Origin of the sequence: Paenibacillus sp. WLX1005 (genome assembly GCF_046603685.1) — a bacterium.
Taxonomy (GTDB): Bacteria; Bacillota; Bacilli; order Paenibacillales; family Paenibacillaceae; genus Saccharibacillus.
The window spans coordinates 1906783-1925029 of record NZ_CP176756.1 but is presented as its reverse complement, the minus strand read 5'-3'; the positions used below and the strand labels follow the sequence as shown (position 1 = coordinate 1925029).

The 18247-nt window shown below is 45.1% G+C and carries 19 protein-coding genes, 1 tRNA gene and 1 pseudogene; 6 read left to right on the top strand and 15 right to left on the bottom strand.

Features of this window, described 5'->3' with window-relative positions; genetic code table 11:
• Positions 1-44: 44 nt before the first annotated feature.
• Complete coding sequence (locus tag ACE3MZ_RS08340; protein WP_411345980.1) at positions 45-590, bottom strand: ribonuclease; 546 nt, start codon at positions 588-590, stop codon at positions 45-47.
• A 145-nt stretch (positions 591-735) separates the two neighbouring features.
• Positions 736-1257 (bottom strand): GNAT family N-acetyltransferase, encoded by a 522-nt coding sequence (locus ACE3MZ_RS08335; RefSeq protein ID WP_411345979.1) that lies wholly within the window; start codon positions 1255-1257, stop codon positions 736-738.
• A 155-nt stretch (positions 1258-1412) separates the two neighbouring features.
• On the opposite strand from ACE3MZ_RS08335, the gene ACE3MZ_RS08330 reads away from it, so the two are divergent.
• Positions 1413-1727 (top strand): hypothetical protein, encoded by a 315-nt coding sequence (locus ACE3MZ_RS08330; protein WP_411345978.1) that lies wholly within the window; start codon positions 1413-1415, stop codon positions 1725-1727.
• Positions 1728-1890: 163 nt separating this feature from the next.
• On the opposite strand, the gene ACE3MZ_RS08325 is transcribed toward ACE3MZ_RS08330, so the two are convergent.
• Positions 1891-2505, bottom strand: a complete 615-nt coding sequence (locus ACE3MZ_RS08325; RefSeq protein WP_411345977.1) for an AAA family ATPase — start codon at positions 2503-2505, stop codon at positions 1891-1893.
• Positions 2506-2915: 410 nt separating this feature from the next.
• Here ACE3MZ_RS08325 and ACE3MZ_RS08320 point away from each other — a divergent pair, with 410 nt between their 5' ends.
• The 3 genes from ACE3MZ_RS08320 (at position 2916) to ACE3MZ_RS08310 (ending at position 6292) form a co-directional block, all read left to right on the top strand.
• The gene (locus ACE3MZ_RS08320; RefSeq protein WP_411345976.1) at positions 2916-3713 is read left to right on the top strand and encodes an IclR family transcriptional regulator; all 798 of its coding nucleotides are present in this window, start codon (positions 2916-2918) and stop codon (positions 3711-3713) included.
• Positions 3714-3773: 60 nt separating this feature from the next.
• Positions 3774-4418 (top strand): bifunctional 2-keto-4-hydroxyglutarate aldolase/2-keto-3-deoxy-6-phosphogluconate aldolase, encoded by a 645-nt coding sequence (locus tag ACE3MZ_RS08315; protein WP_411345975.1) that lies wholly within the window; start codon positions 3774-3776, stop codon positions 4416-4418.
• Positions 4419-4945: 527 nt separating this feature from the next.
• Positions 4946-6292: an MFS transporter gene (locus tag ACE3MZ_RS08310; protein ID WP_411345974.1), complete on the top strand. Its 1347-nt coding sequence runs from the start codon at positions 4946-4948 to the stop codon at positions 6290-6292.
• 215 nt (positions 6293-6507) lie between these two features.
• Here ACE3MZ_RS08310 and ACE3MZ_RS08305 read toward each other — a convergent pair whose 3' ends face one another.
• The 3 genes and pseudogenes from ACE3MZ_RS08305 to ACE3MZ_RS08295 all read right to left on the bottom strand — a co-directional run.
• Positions 6508-7074 carry an S-layer homology domain-containing protein gene (locus ACE3MZ_RS08305; protein WP_411345973.1) on the bottom strand — a complete coding sequence of 189 codons (567 nt, stop codon included), beginning with the start codon at positions 7072-7074 and terminating at the stop codon, positions 6508-6510.
• A gap of 205 nt (positions 7075-7279) precedes the next feature.
• Positions 7280-7567 (bottom strand): barstar family protein, encoded by a 288-nt coding sequence (locus ACE3MZ_RS08300; protein ID WP_411345972.1) that lies wholly within the window; start codon positions 7565-7567, stop codon positions 7280-7282.
• A gap of 145 nt (positions 7568-7712) precedes the next feature.
• Positions 7713-8042, bottom strand: a pseudogene (locus tag ACE3MZ_RS08295) (ribonuclease); the annotation flags it as partial.
• A 760-nt stretch (positions 8043-8802) separates the two neighbouring features.
• On the opposite strand from ACE3MZ_RS08295, the gene ACE3MZ_RS08290 reads away from it, so the two are divergent.
• The gene (locus ACE3MZ_RS08290; RefSeq protein ID WP_411345971.1) at positions 8803-9543 is read left to right on the top strand and encodes a superoxide dismutase family protein; all 741 of its coding nucleotides are present in this window, start codon (positions 8803-8805) and stop codon (positions 9541-9543) included.
• Positions 9544-9790: 247 nt separating this feature from the next.
• On the opposite strand, the gene ACE3MZ_RS08285 is transcribed toward ACE3MZ_RS08290, so the two are convergent.
• The 3 genes from ACE3MZ_RS08285 to ACE3MZ_RS08275 form a co-directional block, all read right to left on the bottom strand.
• Positions 9791-10093 (bottom strand): barstar family protein, encoded by a 303-nt coding sequence (locus ACE3MZ_RS08285; protein WP_411345970.1) that lies wholly within the window; start codon positions 10091-10093, stop codon positions 9791-9793.
• 452 nt (positions 10094-10545) lie between these two features.
• Complete coding sequence (locus ACE3MZ_RS08280; RefSeq protein ID WP_411345969.1) at positions 10546-11664, bottom strand: glycerol dehydrogenase; 1119 nt, start codon at positions 11662-11664, stop codon at positions 10546-10548.
• Positions 11665-11941: 277 nt separating this feature from the next.
• A tRNA-Leu gene (locus ACE3MZ_RS08275) sits at positions 11942-12025 on the bottom strand.
• A 375-nt stretch (positions 12026-12400) separates the two neighbouring features.
• Here ACE3MZ_RS08275 and ACE3MZ_RS08270 point away from each other — a divergent pair.
• Entirely contained in the window at positions 12401-12889 is a 489-nt protein-coding gene (locus ACE3MZ_RS08270; RefSeq protein ID WP_411345968.1) for a hypothetical protein, read from the top strand.
• A gap of 445 nt (positions 12890-13334) precedes the next feature.
• On the opposite strand, the gene ACE3MZ_RS08265 is transcribed toward ACE3MZ_RS08270, so the two are convergent.
• The 6 genes from ACE3MZ_RS08265 to ACE3MZ_RS08240 all read right to left on the bottom strand — a co-directional run bounded on the left by ACE3MZ_RS08265 (position 13335) and on the right by ACE3MZ_RS08240 (position 18247).
• Complete coding sequence (locus ACE3MZ_RS08265; protein ID WP_411345967.1) at positions 13335-13586, bottom strand: hypothetical protein; 252 nt, start codon at positions 13584-13586, stop codon at positions 13335-13337.
• 325 nt (positions 13587-13911) lie between these two features.
• Positions 13912-14241 (bottom strand): hypothetical protein, encoded by a 330-nt coding sequence (locus tag ACE3MZ_RS08260; protein WP_411345966.1) that lies wholly within the window; start codon positions 14239-14241, stop codon positions 13912-13914.
• Between the two features lie 323 nt (positions 14242-14564).
• Positions 14565-15134 carry a xanthine phosphoribosyltransferase gene (locus tag ACE3MZ_RS08255; protein WP_411345965.1) on the bottom strand — a complete coding sequence of 190 codons (570 nt, stop codon included), beginning with the start codon at positions 15132-15134 and terminating at the stop codon, positions 14565-14567.
• A gap of 139 nt (positions 15135-15273) precedes the next feature.
• Positions 15274-16452: a glycosyltransferase family 4 protein gene (locus ACE3MZ_RS08250; RefSeq protein WP_411345964.1), complete on the bottom strand. Its 1179-nt coding sequence runs from the start codon at positions 16450-16452 to the stop codon at positions 15274-15276.
• A gap of 174 nt (positions 16453-16626) precedes the next feature.
• Positions 16627-17448, bottom strand: a complete 822-nt coding sequence (locus tag ACE3MZ_RS08245) for a Cof-type HAD-IIB family hydrolase (protein WP_411346734.1) — start codon at positions 17446-17448, stop codon at positions 16627-16629.
• Between the two features lie 25 nt (positions 17449-17473).
• A complete protein-coding gene (locus tag ACE3MZ_RS08240) occupies positions 17474-18247 on the bottom strand; it encodes a pseudouridine synthase (protein WP_411345963.1) in 774 nt (257 codons plus the stop codon).

The window sequence follows — 18247 nt, the reverse complement described above, 5'->3', positions numbered from 1 at the left end:
TCTCATTTTTATATTGTAGTATCTGCTATTCCCTCAGATCACATCTATTTTACCTGTTGAAAAGACTCATAATGATCGGTCGTTTTGTAAATCAGCCCATCGGTCGAATAGAGAATGCGATCTGCACCACGGAAGCCTGATGTATAGTTGATATCTGCCTCGTGCCATTTGCGACCGGATGCTTTGGGTAACAATCCTTCGCGATTACTGAACGTATCGCCACCAATACTTTTACCCGGTGCTACGGTTGCCAGATTACCTTTGGACGATTGCCAACCTAACTGCTCCGCTTGCTTTTTGGTCACATAATTGCAGGGCAACTGACCATCATACTGACGCAAATAATTCGCCACTCCGTCAAACGTATTGATGATCGTGCAGTTAGTTGCTGCTTGCTTGTCTGTCGATGAGGATGATGTCGAGGGCGTGGACGTTGTAGTGGACGATGCAGTATTGGACGACGTTGCTGAACCTGATGTCGCTTCACTACTCGGTGTACTGGACTGCCCCATCCACTCATTCGCACCAAACAACACTGCCACAACTGCCACAATAATGAAAAGAATACTGGATAACGCTTTTCTGGACATAAGTTCTCCTGTCTGCTGTATAGTCTGTCTATAGTAAAGTATACCGCAGCAAGCCTCATTGTTACATCCTGTCCGGCAGTTGTGTTGCAAAGTATCCATGTATACCTGTCACTCATATACTATATAGTAAACGTAGCTTATACATTTATCCGTCCCAGCGTAACAACATCGTTAGCGAAGTGCCTTCCACACCTACTTCGCGAAAGCCAAATCGTTCGTACAGGCGCAGCGCCGGATTGCCGGGACTCACACTGAGCGATACACCTGGATATTTGCGCCGCCGCAACTCATCCAATAATGCAAAAACTAACGAAGTTCCGATATGCGCCCCACGATAACCCGGTACAATCGCAAGCGACAGTTCAGGAATATCATCAGCGACATACCCGTAGCTTTTATTATCATTTGTAAAAAAACGCGAAGTCACTGCTCCAATCGGCTGCATATCGGTACTATGCTCCTCTTGAACCAACGCAATAAATCCGGCATCTCCCGTTCTTCCCCAATGCTCCACATATTTGGACAAGCCGGGTTGATGTACGATCTCGCGTGCAAATGGCTCCTGTCCCGGCTCAGCATAAAGTGATAAATATAGCATTTCCCACAAAAATTCCTGATGTTCCGCTGTTGCCGGAACAATATGTACTTCAATCGGAGTCACCGACATCGTCCAAGCCTCCTTCGCAAGTGTCTGCATCCATTTCACAAGTCCAATCCATGCCAAGCGTCAGCACATTACATGATGTAACAATGCTACACAGAACTTTTCCGATTGTATAGCGTTAACATAAAAGAAACAGTTAGCTTAGGAGGATACTTATTATGATCCCAGCCTCAAAATGGATATTGCCGTTATACATAAGCGCCGTAGTAGTAACGTTACCGAATCTTGCACATGCCGCCACACAGCCTGACGATCAGCTTGTTGCCACTACACAGACTCGTCCATCTAACCAGCTGTCCGACCGAGAACGAATCGCTGAACAGTATGACCTTAATGCTGCTGACAATCATAAGCAATCCTCAGATTACCATTCTTCGTATTTCTTACAGTTTGGTGATTGGGGCATTAGTACAGATAACGATTCTAACAATGCCATCTGGCGAATTGCTATAGCACTTCTACAGGCATTCTAAGCGAAGCAGCTTCTATACCATAGGTGTTGCGATCACATCTACTATCTTTCATTATAACGCTGCTACTTTCTAGTATGGAGCATTATTTTCAGCTCAGATGATCCAGTCGTCACTGCTGGCAACGACTGGATTGAAGACGATATATTGCATAACGCTCATCCTATCAATCGACTCCAACGATATGCTGATCACAAGAAGTAGGATGTAGCTGAAGCTGCTGCTTCAAGCCGATCTCATCTAGCACATCTCCGCTGTTATCAAACTCTATCATCTCTACCTGATCCCATAAGCAAACTTTCTGCTGTATGCCTTGCACAAACTCATCCCAATGGTCAAACTTCCACTGATCTCGCTCCAGATTCCGTTCTTGCATACGCTTACGTAATACGTCAAAATCTACCTTTACCCGCAGCACTAGCGTACGAACGTCATACTGATCCCATCCATAATGCTCCACCAGTTCTTGTACATACTCCCGCTCTGCAAAATAACCAAGAAATGGCGCATCCAGTATAACAGAATGCCCCAGCTGCACATTATCATTCGCAATATCCAGCAAAGCGCGATATTCTAGCGGCATCACCACATCCCGATAATAATCGCATCCATCACGATCATGAGCAGAATAGCCGTTAGCCTCTAATAGCGCTCCCGTAAATGTATTACATACAATATCTTTATCCAGATACGTACACCCGTATGTACGTGCAATATATTTGCCAATCGTTGATTTCCCCGATCCGGCAGAGCCGATCAAAAAGATAACTGTAGATTTCATAATAGATGACTCCCTTCACTACTGAATAAGCATTGGGCAAAATTCCAACTAATGATAAAATAACGATACAATGATCACTTTGGTGCTGTATCCCATCATGAACACGCATACAGAATGCAAACCGATAAGCGATATAGAAAACGAAATGTACCACATGATCCATTCATACTACACATAAAAGAGCATTATAGTTCACATATGCGAACTAAGTTCTATATTTCGAACAATATACGTTTAGGGTATAACGTTTTCATTTGCATTTCAATAGCTTTTTCCATATCCAAAATAAAATTTATTTTTTTGGTCAAAGCCATTGAATTTCAAAAATGTTGTCTTTATAATGGGCGTTAGTTCGATATATCGAAACAAGTTCACATATGCGAACTTTATAGTGCATCAAAGGAGCCACTATGGACAAATTTCGCGTGAACAAATCAGCTGAGCGGGTCGTTGATCTGCTTGTGCTACTATCCAAGAGCGAATCGCCCCTGACGTTAAATGAAATCTGCAAAGAGCTGGGCTTGCCGAAGAGCAGTGCGTTTGAGCTAGTGCAGACTTTGGTCTACAAAGGTTTCATTGAGTTGGATGATGCGCGCCTGAAAACGTATCGTCTGGGGTTGGGTATTTTCGAAACAGGAATGGCTTATGTATCCAATCTGGGAGTGCCTCATCTGGCAAGACCCGTGCTGCAAGAGTTGAATCGGCAAACAGGCAGTACCGTGTTCCTCGGTATTGAGGATAAAGGCAAAGTCGTTTATCTGGACAAAGCGGAAAGTTATTCCGTTATGCGTCCGACTGCCAAGCTTGGTTCCCGGCGTTATATTCATACGACCGGTCTGGGCAAATCACTACTGGCGGCAATGTCGGACAATCGTGTAACCTATCTGCTCGGCGATGGCGATCTACCTGCCCGTACTGCCTTTTCCAAGACAACATTGCCTGATCTGTTGCAGGATTTGCATGCTATTCGTGAACGTGGATATTCCATCGATGATCGTGAGGATAATCTGGAAATGTACTGTATCGCTTCTGCCATTTATGATCAATGGAATCAACCAGTAGCGGCAATCAGCGTTGCCAGTATGTATTCCGGCATGAATGAAGAACGTGAGCAGATGATTGTAAAATTGGTCAAAGATGCTGCACTCAAGTTGTCCAATCAGCTAGGGTATCGCGGAGAACGGCTATACACCAATCTTGCCGATTGAACTTCCCTTACACCTGAACAGCAAACCAAGCTGGTGAATAACCGACTGGAGGATATGAAGATGTGGAGAAAGCTAGATAATCTGAAAAAAATTGCCGATACCGGCATTGTGTTAATCATTCGTCTGGATAGTGAAGAAGAAGCGCTGGCAGTTGCCGATGCAGCCGTCCAAGGCGGTATCAAAGCATTGGAAATTACGATGAGCGTACCGAATGCGCTCGGCATCATTCGCACATTGTCTACCAAATACAAACAGGACGATGTGCTGGTAGGCGCTGGCACCATTCTGGATGCTGAAACTGCTCGTGCTGCATTACTTGCTGGTGCTGAACTGCTGGTTAGCCCGCAGCTCAACCCAGATATGATCCGCATTGCCAACCGCTATCAGGCAGTGACGATCAGTGGTGCTTATACACCAACTGAAATTGTAGAGACGCTGGAAGCAGGTGCCGATATCGTGAAGCTCTTCCCGGCAGAAACCCTTGGACCACAGTACGTCAAAGCAGTCACTGCCCCCTTGTCACAGGCACCTATCGCTCCAACTGGTGGCGTAACTCCGCAAAATGTACATGAATGGCTGCAAGCTGGCTGCATTGGCGTTGGTGTCGGTAGTTACATTACGAAGGCTGCGCAAAAAGACGGCGATTATACCAAAGTCACTGCCGCCGCTCAGGAATTTCTAGCTGCTGTCGCTGCCGCACGCTAATGATCGATCATATGCTGATCAGGTATCAAACCGATCCAGCTAGATCAGCTGAATACTGTCTTGATACTCAAACATGCATGTATACTCTATCTACGTATCGGAGCATATGTTATTCCATGTGCTCCGTGCTACAGAGTATGACGATATGACGGTTTATCCGCCTATCCGAGCTGTTGAATTCTGTCTGTGACGGTAGCATATTATTCTGCTCTCAGCAGTTTTGTAAACGTCAACATTTCTACACATGCGGATGTCATGAATTGATCTTATCCATGAATACATCATAAAAACGATACATCAGATACCATCTTACAGTATTTTTAATATTCATATAACAACGTTTTTATAACATAATTTACCTTTCAATGTGTAACATACGAATGCTATCTAAAATGCTCATAACTTCTAAGATAATCATGACTTCTAAAATATTCATGATTGCTCACATATCCATGATTTCGATATGGATGTACCTGCTCATTAACGTTCTATCCAAATACTCATCAATCTGTAAGGAGTGTTGTACAATGGCTACCCCTTCGACTCCACCGCTACACCAATCACAGCCGCAAGCGCCAATTCATTCTAAGCCAAAATTGCGCTGGGGCATCGTATCGTTGCTATTATTGGGAGCGGTGATCAACTATCTGGATCGCTCCAACCTGAGTGTTGCTAATACGACGATTGCTCAAGAGTTTGGACTATCTTCCACCCAGATGGGTTTGCTGCTATCGGCGTTTTTGTGGCCATATGCGATTGCGAATCTGCCTGCGGGTTGGCTGGTGGATCGCTTTGGTCCTCGCAAAATGTTTACATGGGCTTCGGGATTATGGTCTGTTGCCACAATAATCAGCGCATTCGTCAATTCGTACTCACTGTTATATGCTATGAGAATGTTGCTTGGCGTGTCGGAATCGCCTTTTTTCACTTCAGCATTAAAGTCCAATGAACGCTGGTTTGCCAAAAAAGAACGCGGTTTGCCTACATCCATCATTAATACCGGATCGCAGATCGCCAATGCCATCGCTCCCCCGCTATTGACTGTGTTGCTATTAACGATGACTTGGCGCGGTATGTTTATCGTTGTCGGTATTGCTGGATTGCTGCTTATGCTCATCTGGCTCAAGGTCTATCGCGATCCTACGTTTGCTGAGCAACAATTCATCCATGCAGACGATCACGAATCTTCGGAACAGGATGAAGCTGCCAAAGCACTATCATCTCAATCAACAGCACCTCAGCCTGCTTCTAGCAGCTGGTCTTCCCTATTCAAACATAAAAGTACATGGTTCATGATCATCGGTAACTTTGGCATTATGTTCACCATCTGGGTCTACCTCACTTGGCTGCCTAGCTATCTGGAAAAAGAACAGGGCTTTACGCTCAAAGAAACCGGCTGGATTGCTTCCATTCCCTTTATCGCTGGTATTATCGGGGTACTTGTCGGCGGCATCATTTCCGACTATTTTATCCGCAAAGGTGTGAATCCGATTACATCGCGCAAAGTGCCGATCGTCGGCGGTGCAATTCTGGCAGCAGCTTCCGTTGCGCCGATTCCATTTATCGATAATACAGTGCTTAGTATTGTGCTACTCACAATCGGTTACTTTGCTTCTCAATTGCCATCCGGCGTAATCTGGACACTAGCAGCAGACATTGCTCCCGGCGAACAAGTCGCTTCACTCGGCGCCATTCAGAACTTCGGCGGCTTTCTCGGTGCGGCACTAGCGCCCATTGTCACTGGCTTTATCCTTGATACGACTGGTAGCTTCAACAATGTATTTTTGCTGGGAGCAGGTCTCCTGCTACTCGGTGCCATCTCGTACGGCTTATTCCTCAAAAAACCGATTGAACGCGATGCTTCCGCTGCTTAATCCACATTCGTATAGCGCGAAAGAATAGTATATATCTAGAAGGAATAGAAGATACCTAAAAGGCATACAAGGTTTGCGTCCATTGCGAATCACTATATGTACACCACAACGATCAGTTTACAATCAAAAGATATTGCTGTAAAAAAGCCGTCCCTCACAGGAACGGCTTTTTTGTATAGATGAGATGCTACTGAGTCGTATGCAAGCTTGGAATCTTAGTGACTTGCTAGCTCTGGATGCTGTGTATAATACTTCGCCGCATTGTCGATCACTTGCAAAGCTTCAGCACGCGTGATAGGTTTCTTCAGATCTGCTTTGGAAAAGTCAGACAGCTCACTTGGCTGAATGTACAGCTTGGTCACATTGATCTGTTTCTCCATCGCTTTCACCGTATAGTCGATAAACTGCTGACGCGTCAGTTTGGCTGCGGGATCGAATGTGCGCGGTATATCCAGTCCATTGACCGCCGCGATGATGAGCGCATCGGAGTACCACACGTCATTTTTGGCTTTGCTGTAATAATCGCTGACCTGAGGTGCTTTGATGAATTGGAATGCTGCCAGACTGAGCTGGAATTTGTTCACCAATAATTGAATCCCCTGTGCGCCGTTGATTGGCTGGGAATCGTTTTGTACTACTGTCGTCAGATTCACAGTGTGGGCGGATGCAGTGGAATGAATATTTTGTGTAACGAGCGATTCGCTTGCTGCCATCGCTGCTCCGGTTCCAACAGAGAACGTCAACACAGAAGTCATTATAAGGGATGTCCATTTTTTATTCATGATCATAATCTCCTTTATATACAAGTAAAAACATATCTCTTATCTAGTACACATATGTATAGCCACTATTGTTGCATCATCACTCAAAATAGTTCCCCATAAAATATTCACTTTCCAAAATAAAACGATCCTTTCCCCGCAATTTCGGAAAAGATCGCTCTACTTACTTCCATGATCATATGTTCGAATACGGCTCTTACTGTAATCAAGCGCCCACTTCATTTTCAACCACAACCTTAAAGCCAATGCCTTCTGCCTCTGCTTCTTCCAGTAAAGAACGTACACGATGTGCCTGTTCTCCAAGCCGTTGTTCACTGACCGCATAATTCACCCAATATAGTTCCAGCGGCAATTCAATCATCCCCGTCAGACAATCCCATAATGCATCCAGATTCGCACCGTAAAATTCGGGCAGCTCCAGCTTTTCTTTGAATTGTGCATGTAGTTCCTCGCGCGTAGCAAAATCTTCTCCATTGATCGTAACGATCTTCATCGAATGTCCTCCTTTGATGCTTGGTCTGCATCTATTACCATACCACAACAAGGCGATTCTATGCCTGTCCGCCGGTAAGAAGACAGGTACAGAATCGCGCTGAAGGTGTGGTTTCGTGATTGCTCATCGTGGCAATCGGCGAGTATTATTTCAAACGAGTGAAGGTTTCGTAATGGTCTGTCGTTTTGTAGATCAAGCCATCACTAGAGTACAGAATACGGTCAGAATTGCGGAAGCCGGATGTATAGTTGATGTCCGCTTCACGCCATGTGCGTCCACTTGCTGTTGGCAGGCTGCCTTCGCGGTTTGTGAATACGTCGCCGCCGATACTTTTGCCTGGTGCTACATCTGCCAGATTACCTTTGGACGATACCCAACCGAGGGCAGTCGCTTGCGATTTGGTGATGTAGTTGCAAGGCAGTTTACCGTTAGCAGACAGATAGTTAGCTACTCCGGTAAATGTGTTGATGATCGTACATGTGGCTGCGGACGCTTTCTGCGTTTGTGCTGCCGGCGTGATCTGGGAGCCGGTGAAGAACACCACCGTCAACATCATTGCCAATAAAGCTGTAGACCAAAACCGTTTCATCCTCTTCATCCTCCTATGTAACAAGTATTTGTTGAACGTCGCTACCTTAAACGTTCTGAACCGATTATAGGTAGCAAAACATCCACTTACCAGTTATATCACATAAAATTGTAAAAATCTTTAATTATTTTATCTTATTTTGTAAAATTTTATAAATATGACCTGTCGCGATAATTTATTGTTAGCTGAATGTAAATATAATAGCTAGTATATGCGTAATGATTGTTTTTATTTTGTAGTAGCATTCATTGTTTCATATACGATCTGCTATCTCGTATATGATCCGCTATATGATAGATATCAATATTTACATAATAATACCTATAAAACCAATATTTTTAAAATTATTTATGTATATACGTATATGTGCATGATTTTAAGGGTAAAAGAAATTGACATACTTTTTTGTTCTGCATGGTCTGACAGTAACATTTGCATCATGTTCACATCATTAGCAGAACCTATACTTACTGTTTGAACGATGAATGCATGCTTATGTTAGATGCCCTGTTTGAATGAGTGATGTTTACGTTGGTTGTGCCTTGGCATCGCTGATATGCTGTTGAATTTTAGGAACACGTTATTACGTGTTGTCGTAGGATGTCCGTCATGCTTTTACTTTTCCATATTCAAGGAGGAATCGATAATGGGTAAATCATTAGGCAAAAAGCATCTTGTCCTGTCATTTCTAGGCGGAGCCGTGTTCTTCTCCGGAGTTTCATTTGCTGCGACAAATGTATCGAATATGAATGTGACACCGAATACAGAAGCGATCCATTTCTACCATAATGGCGAAGCGAAGACATCCTCAGCACAGTACAACAATAATGGCACCAACGTACCACAATCGTTTATTTATAATGGAACTACGTATGTACCTATACGCCATGTCGGCGATCTGATCAGTCAAAATGTATACTGGGAAGGACAGCAGGGTACTATTTCGATTGGACAACCAGTTGTAGAACTGAAGAACAGTTCCGGTAGCGCAATTGGTACAGTTACACTGACCCAGGAAGACGATGGTGTACTTGCGAAGATTGATGTCTCCAATCTACCACCGGGCAAGCATGGATTCCACGTTCACCAATCTCCCATCACTGGCAATGACTTTGAAACGGCAGGTTCTCATCTCAATCCGACAGATTCCCAGCATGGACATCTGAATCCAGAAGGCGCGCATCTGGGCGATTTCCGTAATCTTGAGGTTGCCGCTGATGGCACCGCCAAAGTCGAAATGAAGCTGGAGGGCGCCAGTCTTGATAAGAATAGTGCCTCTTCGATTCTCGGTGCATCCTTGATTATTCATGCCGATGAGGACGATGAGAAGACCGATCCAACTGGCAATTCCGGTGGACGGATCGCTGGTGGGAATGTACCGCAATAATGTGTAACGCTTAATGCTGCTTGCTATTACAGCGATGCGCATATAGGTTCATGATCCAGACAATCGCACGTAATACAACATGTATAGTAAATAACATATGGAAGAAAAGCCGCTCCGGTCATCGAACGTCCTGTCAGGGATCACTCCTGATAGAATGCTACGATTGCCGTGCGGCTTTTTGATTAAGTAAAAGATTCTGTCCGCTTGCTGCGGATTATTGTATATCGTCTGCTCTACCAACCATCTGTTAGAAAGCGACAGCGCCCTTTTGTACCCAGACGCGAAATCCATTGCCTTCTCCTTGCACTTCTTCCATCAATCCCAATACCTGCTGCGCATCATCGCCCAGCCGTTCCTCACTCAGATCATAATGAAGCCACTCAATCTGCAATGGCAACTGAATCTGACCGGTCAAGCTGTCCCACAATGCATCCAGATTGGCACCATACGTATCTGGTAGCTCCAACACCTGACGCAATGTGCTGTGTAGCTGTTCAATCGTTGCAAAGTCTTCCCCGTTCAATATGACGGTTTTCATGTACATATTCATCGCCCACACCTTACCTTGTTCAACATTTGCATACCTTATTTACAGTCTCCGGCATCTCAACGTGAACCTGTATCTCTTTCTACATCCCCCTTATTCTTTATATCACATTAGGGCCAAAAAGAGACGGGTTTTCTTGCAGATTTTTGTAAAATTTTAAGTTACATAGGAAGCAATACATATCGTTCCCACGATCTTTAACATTAGCAGAAAATTCATCGTCTGGGAAGTCAATAAACAAGAAACTCTGCCACCAGTAAAAGGAACCGGGGCAGAGCTTGTAAACGAAATACTCGAAGGCTTGTGCTTGTGCTTGTGCTTGTGCTTGTGCTTGTGCTAACTGATTGTATGCGAATATACGCAATCATGATGTCATAACAAACAGTATGGCAGTACGACTATCCGATGTCATCCTTCGCTTAGAATCGCAGTAGATACATAGTCAACGTTAGTGCTTAATCGCGACCGATTTTGCGTTTATACGCTTGTGAATACTGATCGGCTGCAATGATTGCATCCTTCACATCGTCCGCAGTGACGGTAAATGGCAGATTGTGCGACGTTTCATCCGGCTTGGTAGCTGCTTGTGCGACACGGTACAGATCGTCATCCGATACATTGCCGATATGCAGCTCCTCCAGCGTCACCGGCAGTCCGAGATTAATATAGAAATCGATATACTTTTCAATCTCATGAATCGGACGCTGCTCCAGAGCCAGCTGAGTCAATGTGCCAAAAGCAACCTTCTCCCCATGCGTCATATGGTGAATATCGCCTTCCAGCACGGTGAAGCCGTTATGAATCGCATGCGCTCCAGCCAGACCGCCACTTTCAAAGCCCAAACCGCTCAGGAGCGTATTCGCTTCAACTACCGATTCTAGCGCTGATGTTACTACTTTGCGTTGCACCGATTCGTAGGCGAGTAGTCCGAAATCGAATAGCGTCTCCTCGCATTTGCGCGCGATTGCTTCCGCTGCTAGTGTAGGTAAACCGCCTGCCATCGTATTCGCACGCGCTTCGATGACGGCTCGCACTTCTACCCATGTTGCCAGTGCATCGGCAATACCGGATGCCAAAAAGCGTGGTGGCGCGCCAGCGATCACAGATGTATCTACCAGAATCAGGTCTGGATTTTTATTGTAAAATTTATAACTTTCAAATATACCATCATCGGAATAAATGACAGACAATGCACTCGTCGGTGCATCTGTGGATGCAGTAGTCGGTATGATAACGGTATGACCACCTAGCTGGTCGCTGACTGCTTTGGCAGTATCCAGCGTTTTACCACCGCCGACGCCGATCACGATTGTTGCTTCATTTTGTTTACCCTGATCGCTCAGACGAGTAATCTCATTCGTGGAAGCTTCTCCGTTGAAGACCACTTTTACATACCCGATGCCGGATTGATCCAGGCTCTCCAGTACTTGATTACCGGCGATGTCCCAAACGATCTCGTCAGCGATCACCAGCGCCTTGCCATTACTCAATGCCTTGACATACTCACCAGTTTTACCGATCACTCCGCGTCCCTGTACATATTTGCCGGGACTAATAAATACGCGTTCTGTCATTGAAATACTCTCCTTTCAATTATAGAAAATCGTATCGTTCTCGAAGACTACGCATTCGCTTATGTACCTTCCCTTGCCCTTATCACTCATTGCATGGACGTTCGATGGGCGGCTGCAAAATCGTAGCCCTCTCTATTGTATTCACCATATGAATCATATGTATAACATGTAAAAGTTGTACAATTCTATGAACAGTAATCCCTAAAGACAATGTATTGCAAACAAAAAGAGCTTCGAAACGACGATTGTCGTTCCAAAGCTCCTTGCTTGTTCGTTATGCGGTCGAGAGGACTCGAACCTCCACGGGGGTAAGCCCACACGGACCTGAACCGTGCGCGTCTGCCAATTCCGCCACGACCGCATATGATCTACTAGAAACCATAACAGCTCCTAGGCACAAGAAGTAGCATATCATATTAGTTAGCAAGCGTCAATATTTTACATAAATATGACCGTTCTCCCACTTATAGTGTTCTTAGTGTTCTTAGTGTTCTTAGTGTTCTTAGTGTTCTTAGTGTTCTTAAGCGATAATAGCGAGATGATTGCGAAATATCTACCCTTACTATCCTGTTCCCTTTTTTTACTATTCTATTTTCTGACTATCTATACTATATGTAGTGTTTTTTTACGATAATCTGCGTATTTTTTCATAGAAATGGTTGCCATTCTGTTGTATGTTCGCTATAATGAGAACATAAGTTCTCGAAACATAAGTTCCTATAAGGTGGTGACATGAATGGCTGTCTTTTTATCTGAAGAAGAACGTTCCTTGGTAAAAAGCTATCTGCTGCTGATTTATATTCAAAAGAAATTTGATCGTGATGCACGCGCATTGGAGGAAAGTGATGCGTTAAGCAATTCCGGTATGTATATGGAAGTAATCAAAGGTGGTGCCGACCGTACCAACCTGCTGCTGTCCGAAGTACGCCGTGATCTGCGTAAACAACATCTTCGTTTATACGAAGTGAATCAATCTCAGAGTAGTGTGGAAGCGCAGATCCTTTGTAAGGGCCATCATGGCACCTTCCAGATTTCCGCTACCGATTTCCGGCGTGAAGCAGCTGAACGCATGCGTGCTTACCTCGGTCTTGGACCAATTGAAGCAGCGGTATCTGGAAATGCAGGAGAATTTGTTGCCGAGAAACCGTCAACGCCGTATAATCCGTCACGTGTTCGTGAACCGGCTCGTTATACTGGCTACACTCCCTATCGTACAGGGACCTGATTGTTCTAACTATTCTGTTCTGTCTGTCTGCATAGTTTGTAGCCATGCCTATTGATTATATCTAGCTGTATCTGTAGCAATATTCTATAAGTTGTATTACTCTAATCATAACTAGCAGGATCGATATAACAAGCAAGAAGATAACAATCCACGTATGTATTATGTATATGCTCCGCTTTACCCCACCTACCCTAAAATAAATGTAGCTGTATGATGCAGACAGTTTTGATGCGGATAGTTATTCAATATAGCATCACGACAGAAACCACACACAGCCAAGCCCCTTTACCTGCATGTATACACATGCGATAAAGGGGCTTTGGTATGTTCAGATAATTCCCTTACATTCTCTCAGTTTTCCTTACTCGTTATTCTTTACTCCGTGTTCTTTACTTCTTGTTGTTTACGTCGCTTCTTACTCTTACTCTTACTCTTACTCTTACTCTTACCGATCTATATCGGCAGATTCATCATTCATGTGCTCATCCAGCGGACTGCGACGTGGTTCTTTGGACGGCTGAATAATATAATGACGACTTAGCTTAACAACATTACGATTGGGGCGACGGATGAGCACATGCTCATCATCCCAAGCAATGACAATCCCACGTACATCATTATCGCGAATATCGTCGCGTACGACCCGCACCTTCTCGCCGGATAGACGGTATTCATTTAACTGCTCCTCGCTAATCAAGGGACACCCTCCTTTGTGCATTATGACTTTTGTTTATCTATTACCATTCCATGATGATTCTCATCCTGATCACAGGAGCATGATTCTTCGTCGTCATGAAATGACTATGGTTTGATTGCCGTTCCTCTCTATTTTACATAAACAGAACATATAATGTACATGCATAATCATCCGATGTCCATTTTCATGCATGTATGCAATGATTTTCTTGTCTATCTATGCTTATGCAGGTGGATACGACACCTCTAAAAAACGCAAAAAAAAGACCCAAATGAATGTTCATTTAGGTCTTACACAAGCTTGTCAAATGATTACCCTGCAATGATTAACGCTGTGCGTGTTCTTTGGAATCATTTTTCTCGAACCAGTAATCAAGCACCTTCGCGGACATCACACGTTCATTCACGTACTCTACCTGATGAGTGGAAAATTGCGGTTCCCAGGCGAAGTCCAGCTCTTTACACAAATTCACAATGGTCAGCAATTCAGACCATGCTACATAACGTTTGTACCAAAAGAACTGAGGATGTTCAATCATATAGGGGTACAGGTCGTCGAATTCAGTGTGCTTACAATCCAAAGCACGCTCGAAGTGTACTTTTGCGGCGGCCAGTTTGTTCAGGAAAAACTCTTCAGTGATCGGCTCTTTGCTCATTAGTCTGCCTCCCCTCCCTAACATATCTTTATTATAAGACACTCTGACCCCATTTGGAAAGAGAATATCGTATTTCAGTAAAAGCAGCAGCAGGTTTTCCATACACATGCTTTTTGTCAATCCGGTGTAAGATCTTGGGGTTATATTTACACTATCGGTAAAGAATGTCTATATCATAAGATAAACAAGAATAAATGTCATGAATAATTTTCATACTATATTCCGCGTTTCTTCTACAATTCCAACCTGCCAAACCCAGCTTGTTTTGCATACATACAGGGCTTGTATACTATAATATACGTTGCCAATCTTCTTTTGGATGACTAGCCGAATGTAATTTGTCCATCTGCTAGTGAAGTAATTTTCACTAATGAATCCAGACGAATTCCTTGCTCTCGGATCGTGTTGGCACCGTTTTGAAATGACTTCTCAATGACGATACCGACGCCGACCAGTGTTGCACCGGAACGTTGAATAATTTTGACCAGACCACGAGCGGCATCGCCATTGGCAATAATATCGTCGATGAACAAAATACGATCATTCTCAGTGACAAATTGACGCGATAGCATAATGTCAGTCACAATCCCTTTTGTAAACGAAGGAACACGTTCGACCAGAGCATCTACATCTGCCAGCAATGTCTTTTTACGACGAGCGAAGACGAGCGGCACACCTAGTTCGAGCGCTGTCGCAAAAGCAACCGGAATGCCGGACGATTCGACAGTAACGACTCGCGTAATCTGTTCATCACGATACAGTTCGGCAAACTCCTTGCCCATCTTGACCATCAGCTGCGGATCAACCTGCTGATTGAGCAGCGCATCCAATTTGATCACATCACTTGATAGTACGGTAGATTCTGCTAAAATTCGTTGTTTTAATTCTTCCATTGTCCGTCCCCCATCGCAGATAGTGCACAGGCTGCGGACGGATACTGACCGCCCTGTCGCTCCAGCCTGATCGTGCTTATGCTATTTATTATGTGTTGTTCGTTTTCATTTGTCCATGTACGATGACATGGCATACGGCTTACTCTACTTCCGACTGACGGGCTGCCACATTGGGCAACGGATGAATATGGTCTTGCGGTAGAAATTCGAGATACAGCTTCTTCAGCTCATTCACTACATGACCGATTGAATACTGAGTTTTGGCTTTTTCCCAGCCAGTGCGTGCCAGTTCGTAACGATAGGACGGGTCATTGATGACCTTTTCCAATGCATCGGCAAGCTGTACCTCATCATCTGGCGGTACAAGCAATCCGTTTACGCCGTCTTCAATCTGCTCGGAAATCCCACCTACATCCGTACCAACGAGTGCTAACCAGCACAACGCAGCCTCTGCGAATACCGAACCGAATGCTTCCGCTCGCGATGGCAGCACAAAAATATCAAAAAATGGCATGAATTCCTCAGGATGCAGCGTATAGCCGTAGAAGATCGTATCTTCATACACACCCAAGTGTTGCGCCAATTGTTCCAGATCGGTGCGGCTAGGTCCATCGCCGATAATATGCAGCACGTAGGCATGTCCACGCTGCTTGAGCAGGGCACATGCTTTGAGCAGCACATCCAATCCTTTTGCCGGAACAAGGCGGCAAACGCTCATCAGTTGTGGTACTTCATTTTCATGCGGAACAGGCTTGAAGCGCTTGTCGTCAAAGCCGTTGGGCAGTACGACAATATCTTCCGGGCGATCCACATAGGGCACCAGATATTCGCGAAACGAGCGCGATACGGTCATTAACCGATCGCTTTTCTGTTCCAACTCACGATACAGGCAGGTGAGAAATTCCTGTTCCATGCTGCCTTCCTCAATTTTGCCATTTAGAATCAATTCCCACTCATAGCTAGAGTGAATTGTCTGCACAAGTGGTGTGTCTGGAAACACTTCGCGCATAACGAGCCCAACAAGCGGATGATGAGAATGGATCAGATCATAGGGCTGCTTGAGCCGCAATTGCGTCCACCAGCGATAGTCGCGATACGTCTGAATGTACTTTTGCACGATAGGGCTCTCGCCGTAGATATTCCAGTCAAACGTTTCAAATACAACGTCATCCTTGCCCTTGTTGCGAATTCGCTTGGGCAGAGAAAATAATTCCATCTCCCAGCGTGCAGAGCCAAAGCGCTCTTGCAGGTGTGGAATCATCGATGATACGCCCCCCGGTTGTTCAGGAGGGAAAAACAGGGCTTGCAGCAATCTCAAGAATATTCCTCCTTTCCTTATCAGTTCAGGATATGCACGCATCCCATGCCCGTAGGCTTCTGATGGCTATAATACAAGATTGTATCATGGATTGGCGCAGACCAACACAACAAAACCGCTCGAAGATGGAGCGGCTTTGTTGTGTTGCATGATTTATTGTATGGTGAATAACGGTTAGACGGATACGCCGCAATATTTGTTCAGCATCTGATATACGCCGTCATCGTTGTTGGAAGCGGTGACTTCATCAGCAGCTGCTTTGACATCGATTGGGGAATTGTCTACTGCAATTCCAAGTCCGGCGTATTGCAGCATGGACAGATCGTTGTAATAGTTGCCGATTGCCATAATCTGCTCCGGTGCGATTACCCGTTGCTCTGCCAAAGCCCGCAAAGCCGTTCCCTTGGAAGCCTGAACATGCATCAGATCGATGAAGAACTCGCCGCTGCGCTGCATATTAAATGCTTGTGTCCACAAACTCCAATCGCTGTGCGTCTGATCCAGCTGCTCCGGCGTGCCAAACACGCTCATTTTCAGTACCGGTTGTTCCAGCTCACTCCAATGCGGTAGCAGTTGTGTCGTCAACCCGAAACTCTGGAACTTGGCGTACATCTGCTGTGCGGCAGCCTGCATCTGTTCCGGCGAATCTACATAAATATCAAAAGCGGTATTGATGTCAAAATGAATATGGTGTTGACGGCAGTAATGCATATACGGTTCCAACGCCTGCGGCTCCATAGCAAACTGATGCACAATCTCATGCGTGCCGGTGTGCACCGTTGCCGCGCCATTATGCACAATGACATGACCTTCGTGATGCAAACCTAGCTGCTCCATATAAGGAATGGAATTGAGCGGCGTACGACCGGTGCAAAAGACGATCTCCGTTCCCTGCGCAGCAATCTGCTGCAATGCGGCGGCTGTCTTGGGCGTAATCTCATGATCATCGTTCAATAGTGTGCCATCCATATCCAATGCGATTAAACGGTATTGCATCTCTCCAACCCCAATCATCCGATATTTATTCTGTCTCTGTAGCGATTGCTTGCTCACTTCGTCCAAGCAAAGCAAGCTCCTCTGCTGTCAATTCGCGATATTGTCCAAGCGATAACGCAGGATCAAGTTCCAGCAAGCCCATCGATACGCGCTTCAGGTATATGACCTGTTTGCCAACCGATTCGAACATGCGCTTCACCTGATGAAATTTGCCTTCAGCAATCGTTAATGCAATCTGCGATACGATGCCTTCTGCGGAAGTCGTCTGTCCGCTAATGTTCAGTTCAGCTGGCATTGTGACATATCCATCGTCCAGCGTCACGCCTTGCTTGAACTGGACTATATCCTGTTCGTCCACATCGCCAAGCACATCAGCGATATACGTTTTCGGTACATGCTTGCGCGGTGACAGCAGTTCATGTGCCAATTGTCCGTCATTGGTAAGCAGCAATAGCCCTTCTGTATCTTTATCCAATCGTCCAACTGGGAATGGTTCAAAGACGCGGTACTGATCATCCAGCAGATCGACTACCGTGCGATCACGGCGATCCTCCGTTGCTGAGATAACGCCCTGCGGCTTATTCATCATCACATAGATGTATTCCCGATAGTGTACAATTTCGCCATCAAATTGAATTTGGTCGTCATACGGGTTCACCTGCAAGCCGCTATCTTTGATCATTTTATCGTTGACGCTAATGCGCCCTTGCTTGGCAGCACGCTTCAGCTCGCTACGAGTGCCGTAACCGAGATTGCCAAGTATTTTATCCAAACGTTGTTTTTTAACCGTGGTATTCAT

Coding starts and splice junctions, on each gene's coding strand:
- ACE3MZ_RS08340 (WP_411345980.1), bottom strand. CDS start 590: ATGTCCAGAAAAGCGTTATCCAGTATTCTTTTCATTATTGTGGCAGTT.
- ACE3MZ_RS08335 (WP_411345979.1), bottom strand. CDS start 1,257: ATGTCGGTGACTCCGATTGAAGTACATATTGTTCCGGCAACAGCGGAA.
- ACE3MZ_RS08330 (WP_411345978.1), top strand. CDS start 1,413: ATGATCCCAGCCTCAAAATGGATATTGCCGTTATACATAAGCGCCGTA.
- ACE3MZ_RS08325 (WP_411345977.1), bottom strand. CDS start 2,505: ATGAAATCTACAGTTATCTTTTTGATCGGCTCTGCCGGATCGGGGAAA.
- ACE3MZ_RS08320 (WP_411345976.1), top strand. CDS start 2,916: ATGGACAAATTTCGCGTGAACAAATCAGCTGAGCGGGTCGTTGATCTG.
- ACE3MZ_RS08315 (WP_411345975.1), top strand. CDS start 3,774: ATGTGGAGAAAGCTAGATAATCTGAAAAAAATTGCCGATACCGGCATT.
- ACE3MZ_RS08310 (WP_411345974.1), top strand. CDS start 4,946: ATGGCTACCCCTTCGACTCCACCGCTACACCAATCACAGCCGCAAGCG.
- ACE3MZ_RS08305 (WP_411345973.1), bottom strand. CDS start 7,074: ATGAATAAAAAATGGACATCCCTTATAATGACTTCTGTGTTGACGTTC.
- ACE3MZ_RS08300 (WP_411345972.1), bottom strand. CDS start 7,567: ATGAAGATCGTTACGATCAATGGAGAAGATTTTGCTACGCGCGAGGAA.
- ACE3MZ_RS08290 (WP_411345971.1), top strand. CDS start 8,803: ATGGGTAAATCATTAGGCAAAAAGCATCTTGTCCTGTCATTTCTAGGC.
- ACE3MZ_RS08285 (WP_411345970.1), bottom strand. CDS start 10,093: ATGAATATGTACATGAAAACCGTCATATTGAACGGGGAAGACTTTGCA.
- ACE3MZ_RS08280 (WP_411345969.1), bottom strand. CDS start 11,664: ATGACAGAACGCGTATTTATTAGTCCCGGCAAATATGTACAGGGACGC.
- ACE3MZ_RS08270 (WP_411345968.1), top strand. CDS start 12,401: ATGGCTGTCTTTTTATCTGAAGAAGAACGTTCCTTGGTAAAAAGCTAT.
- ACE3MZ_RS08260 (WP_411345966.1), bottom strand. CDS start 14,241: ATGAGCAAAGAGCCGATCACTGAAGAGTTTTTCCTGAACAAACTGGCC.
- ACE3MZ_RS08255 (WP_411345965.1), bottom strand. CDS start 15,134: ATGGAAGAATTAAAACAACGAATTTTAGCAGAATCTACCGTACTATCA.
- ACE3MZ_RS08245 (WP_411346734.1), bottom strand. CDS start 17,448: ATGCAATACCGTTTAATCGCATTGGATATGGATGGCACACTATTGAAC.
- ACE3MZ_RS08240 (WP_411345963.1), bottom strand. CDS start 18,247: ATGAATACCACGGTTAAAAAACAACGTTTGGATAAAATACTTGGCAAT.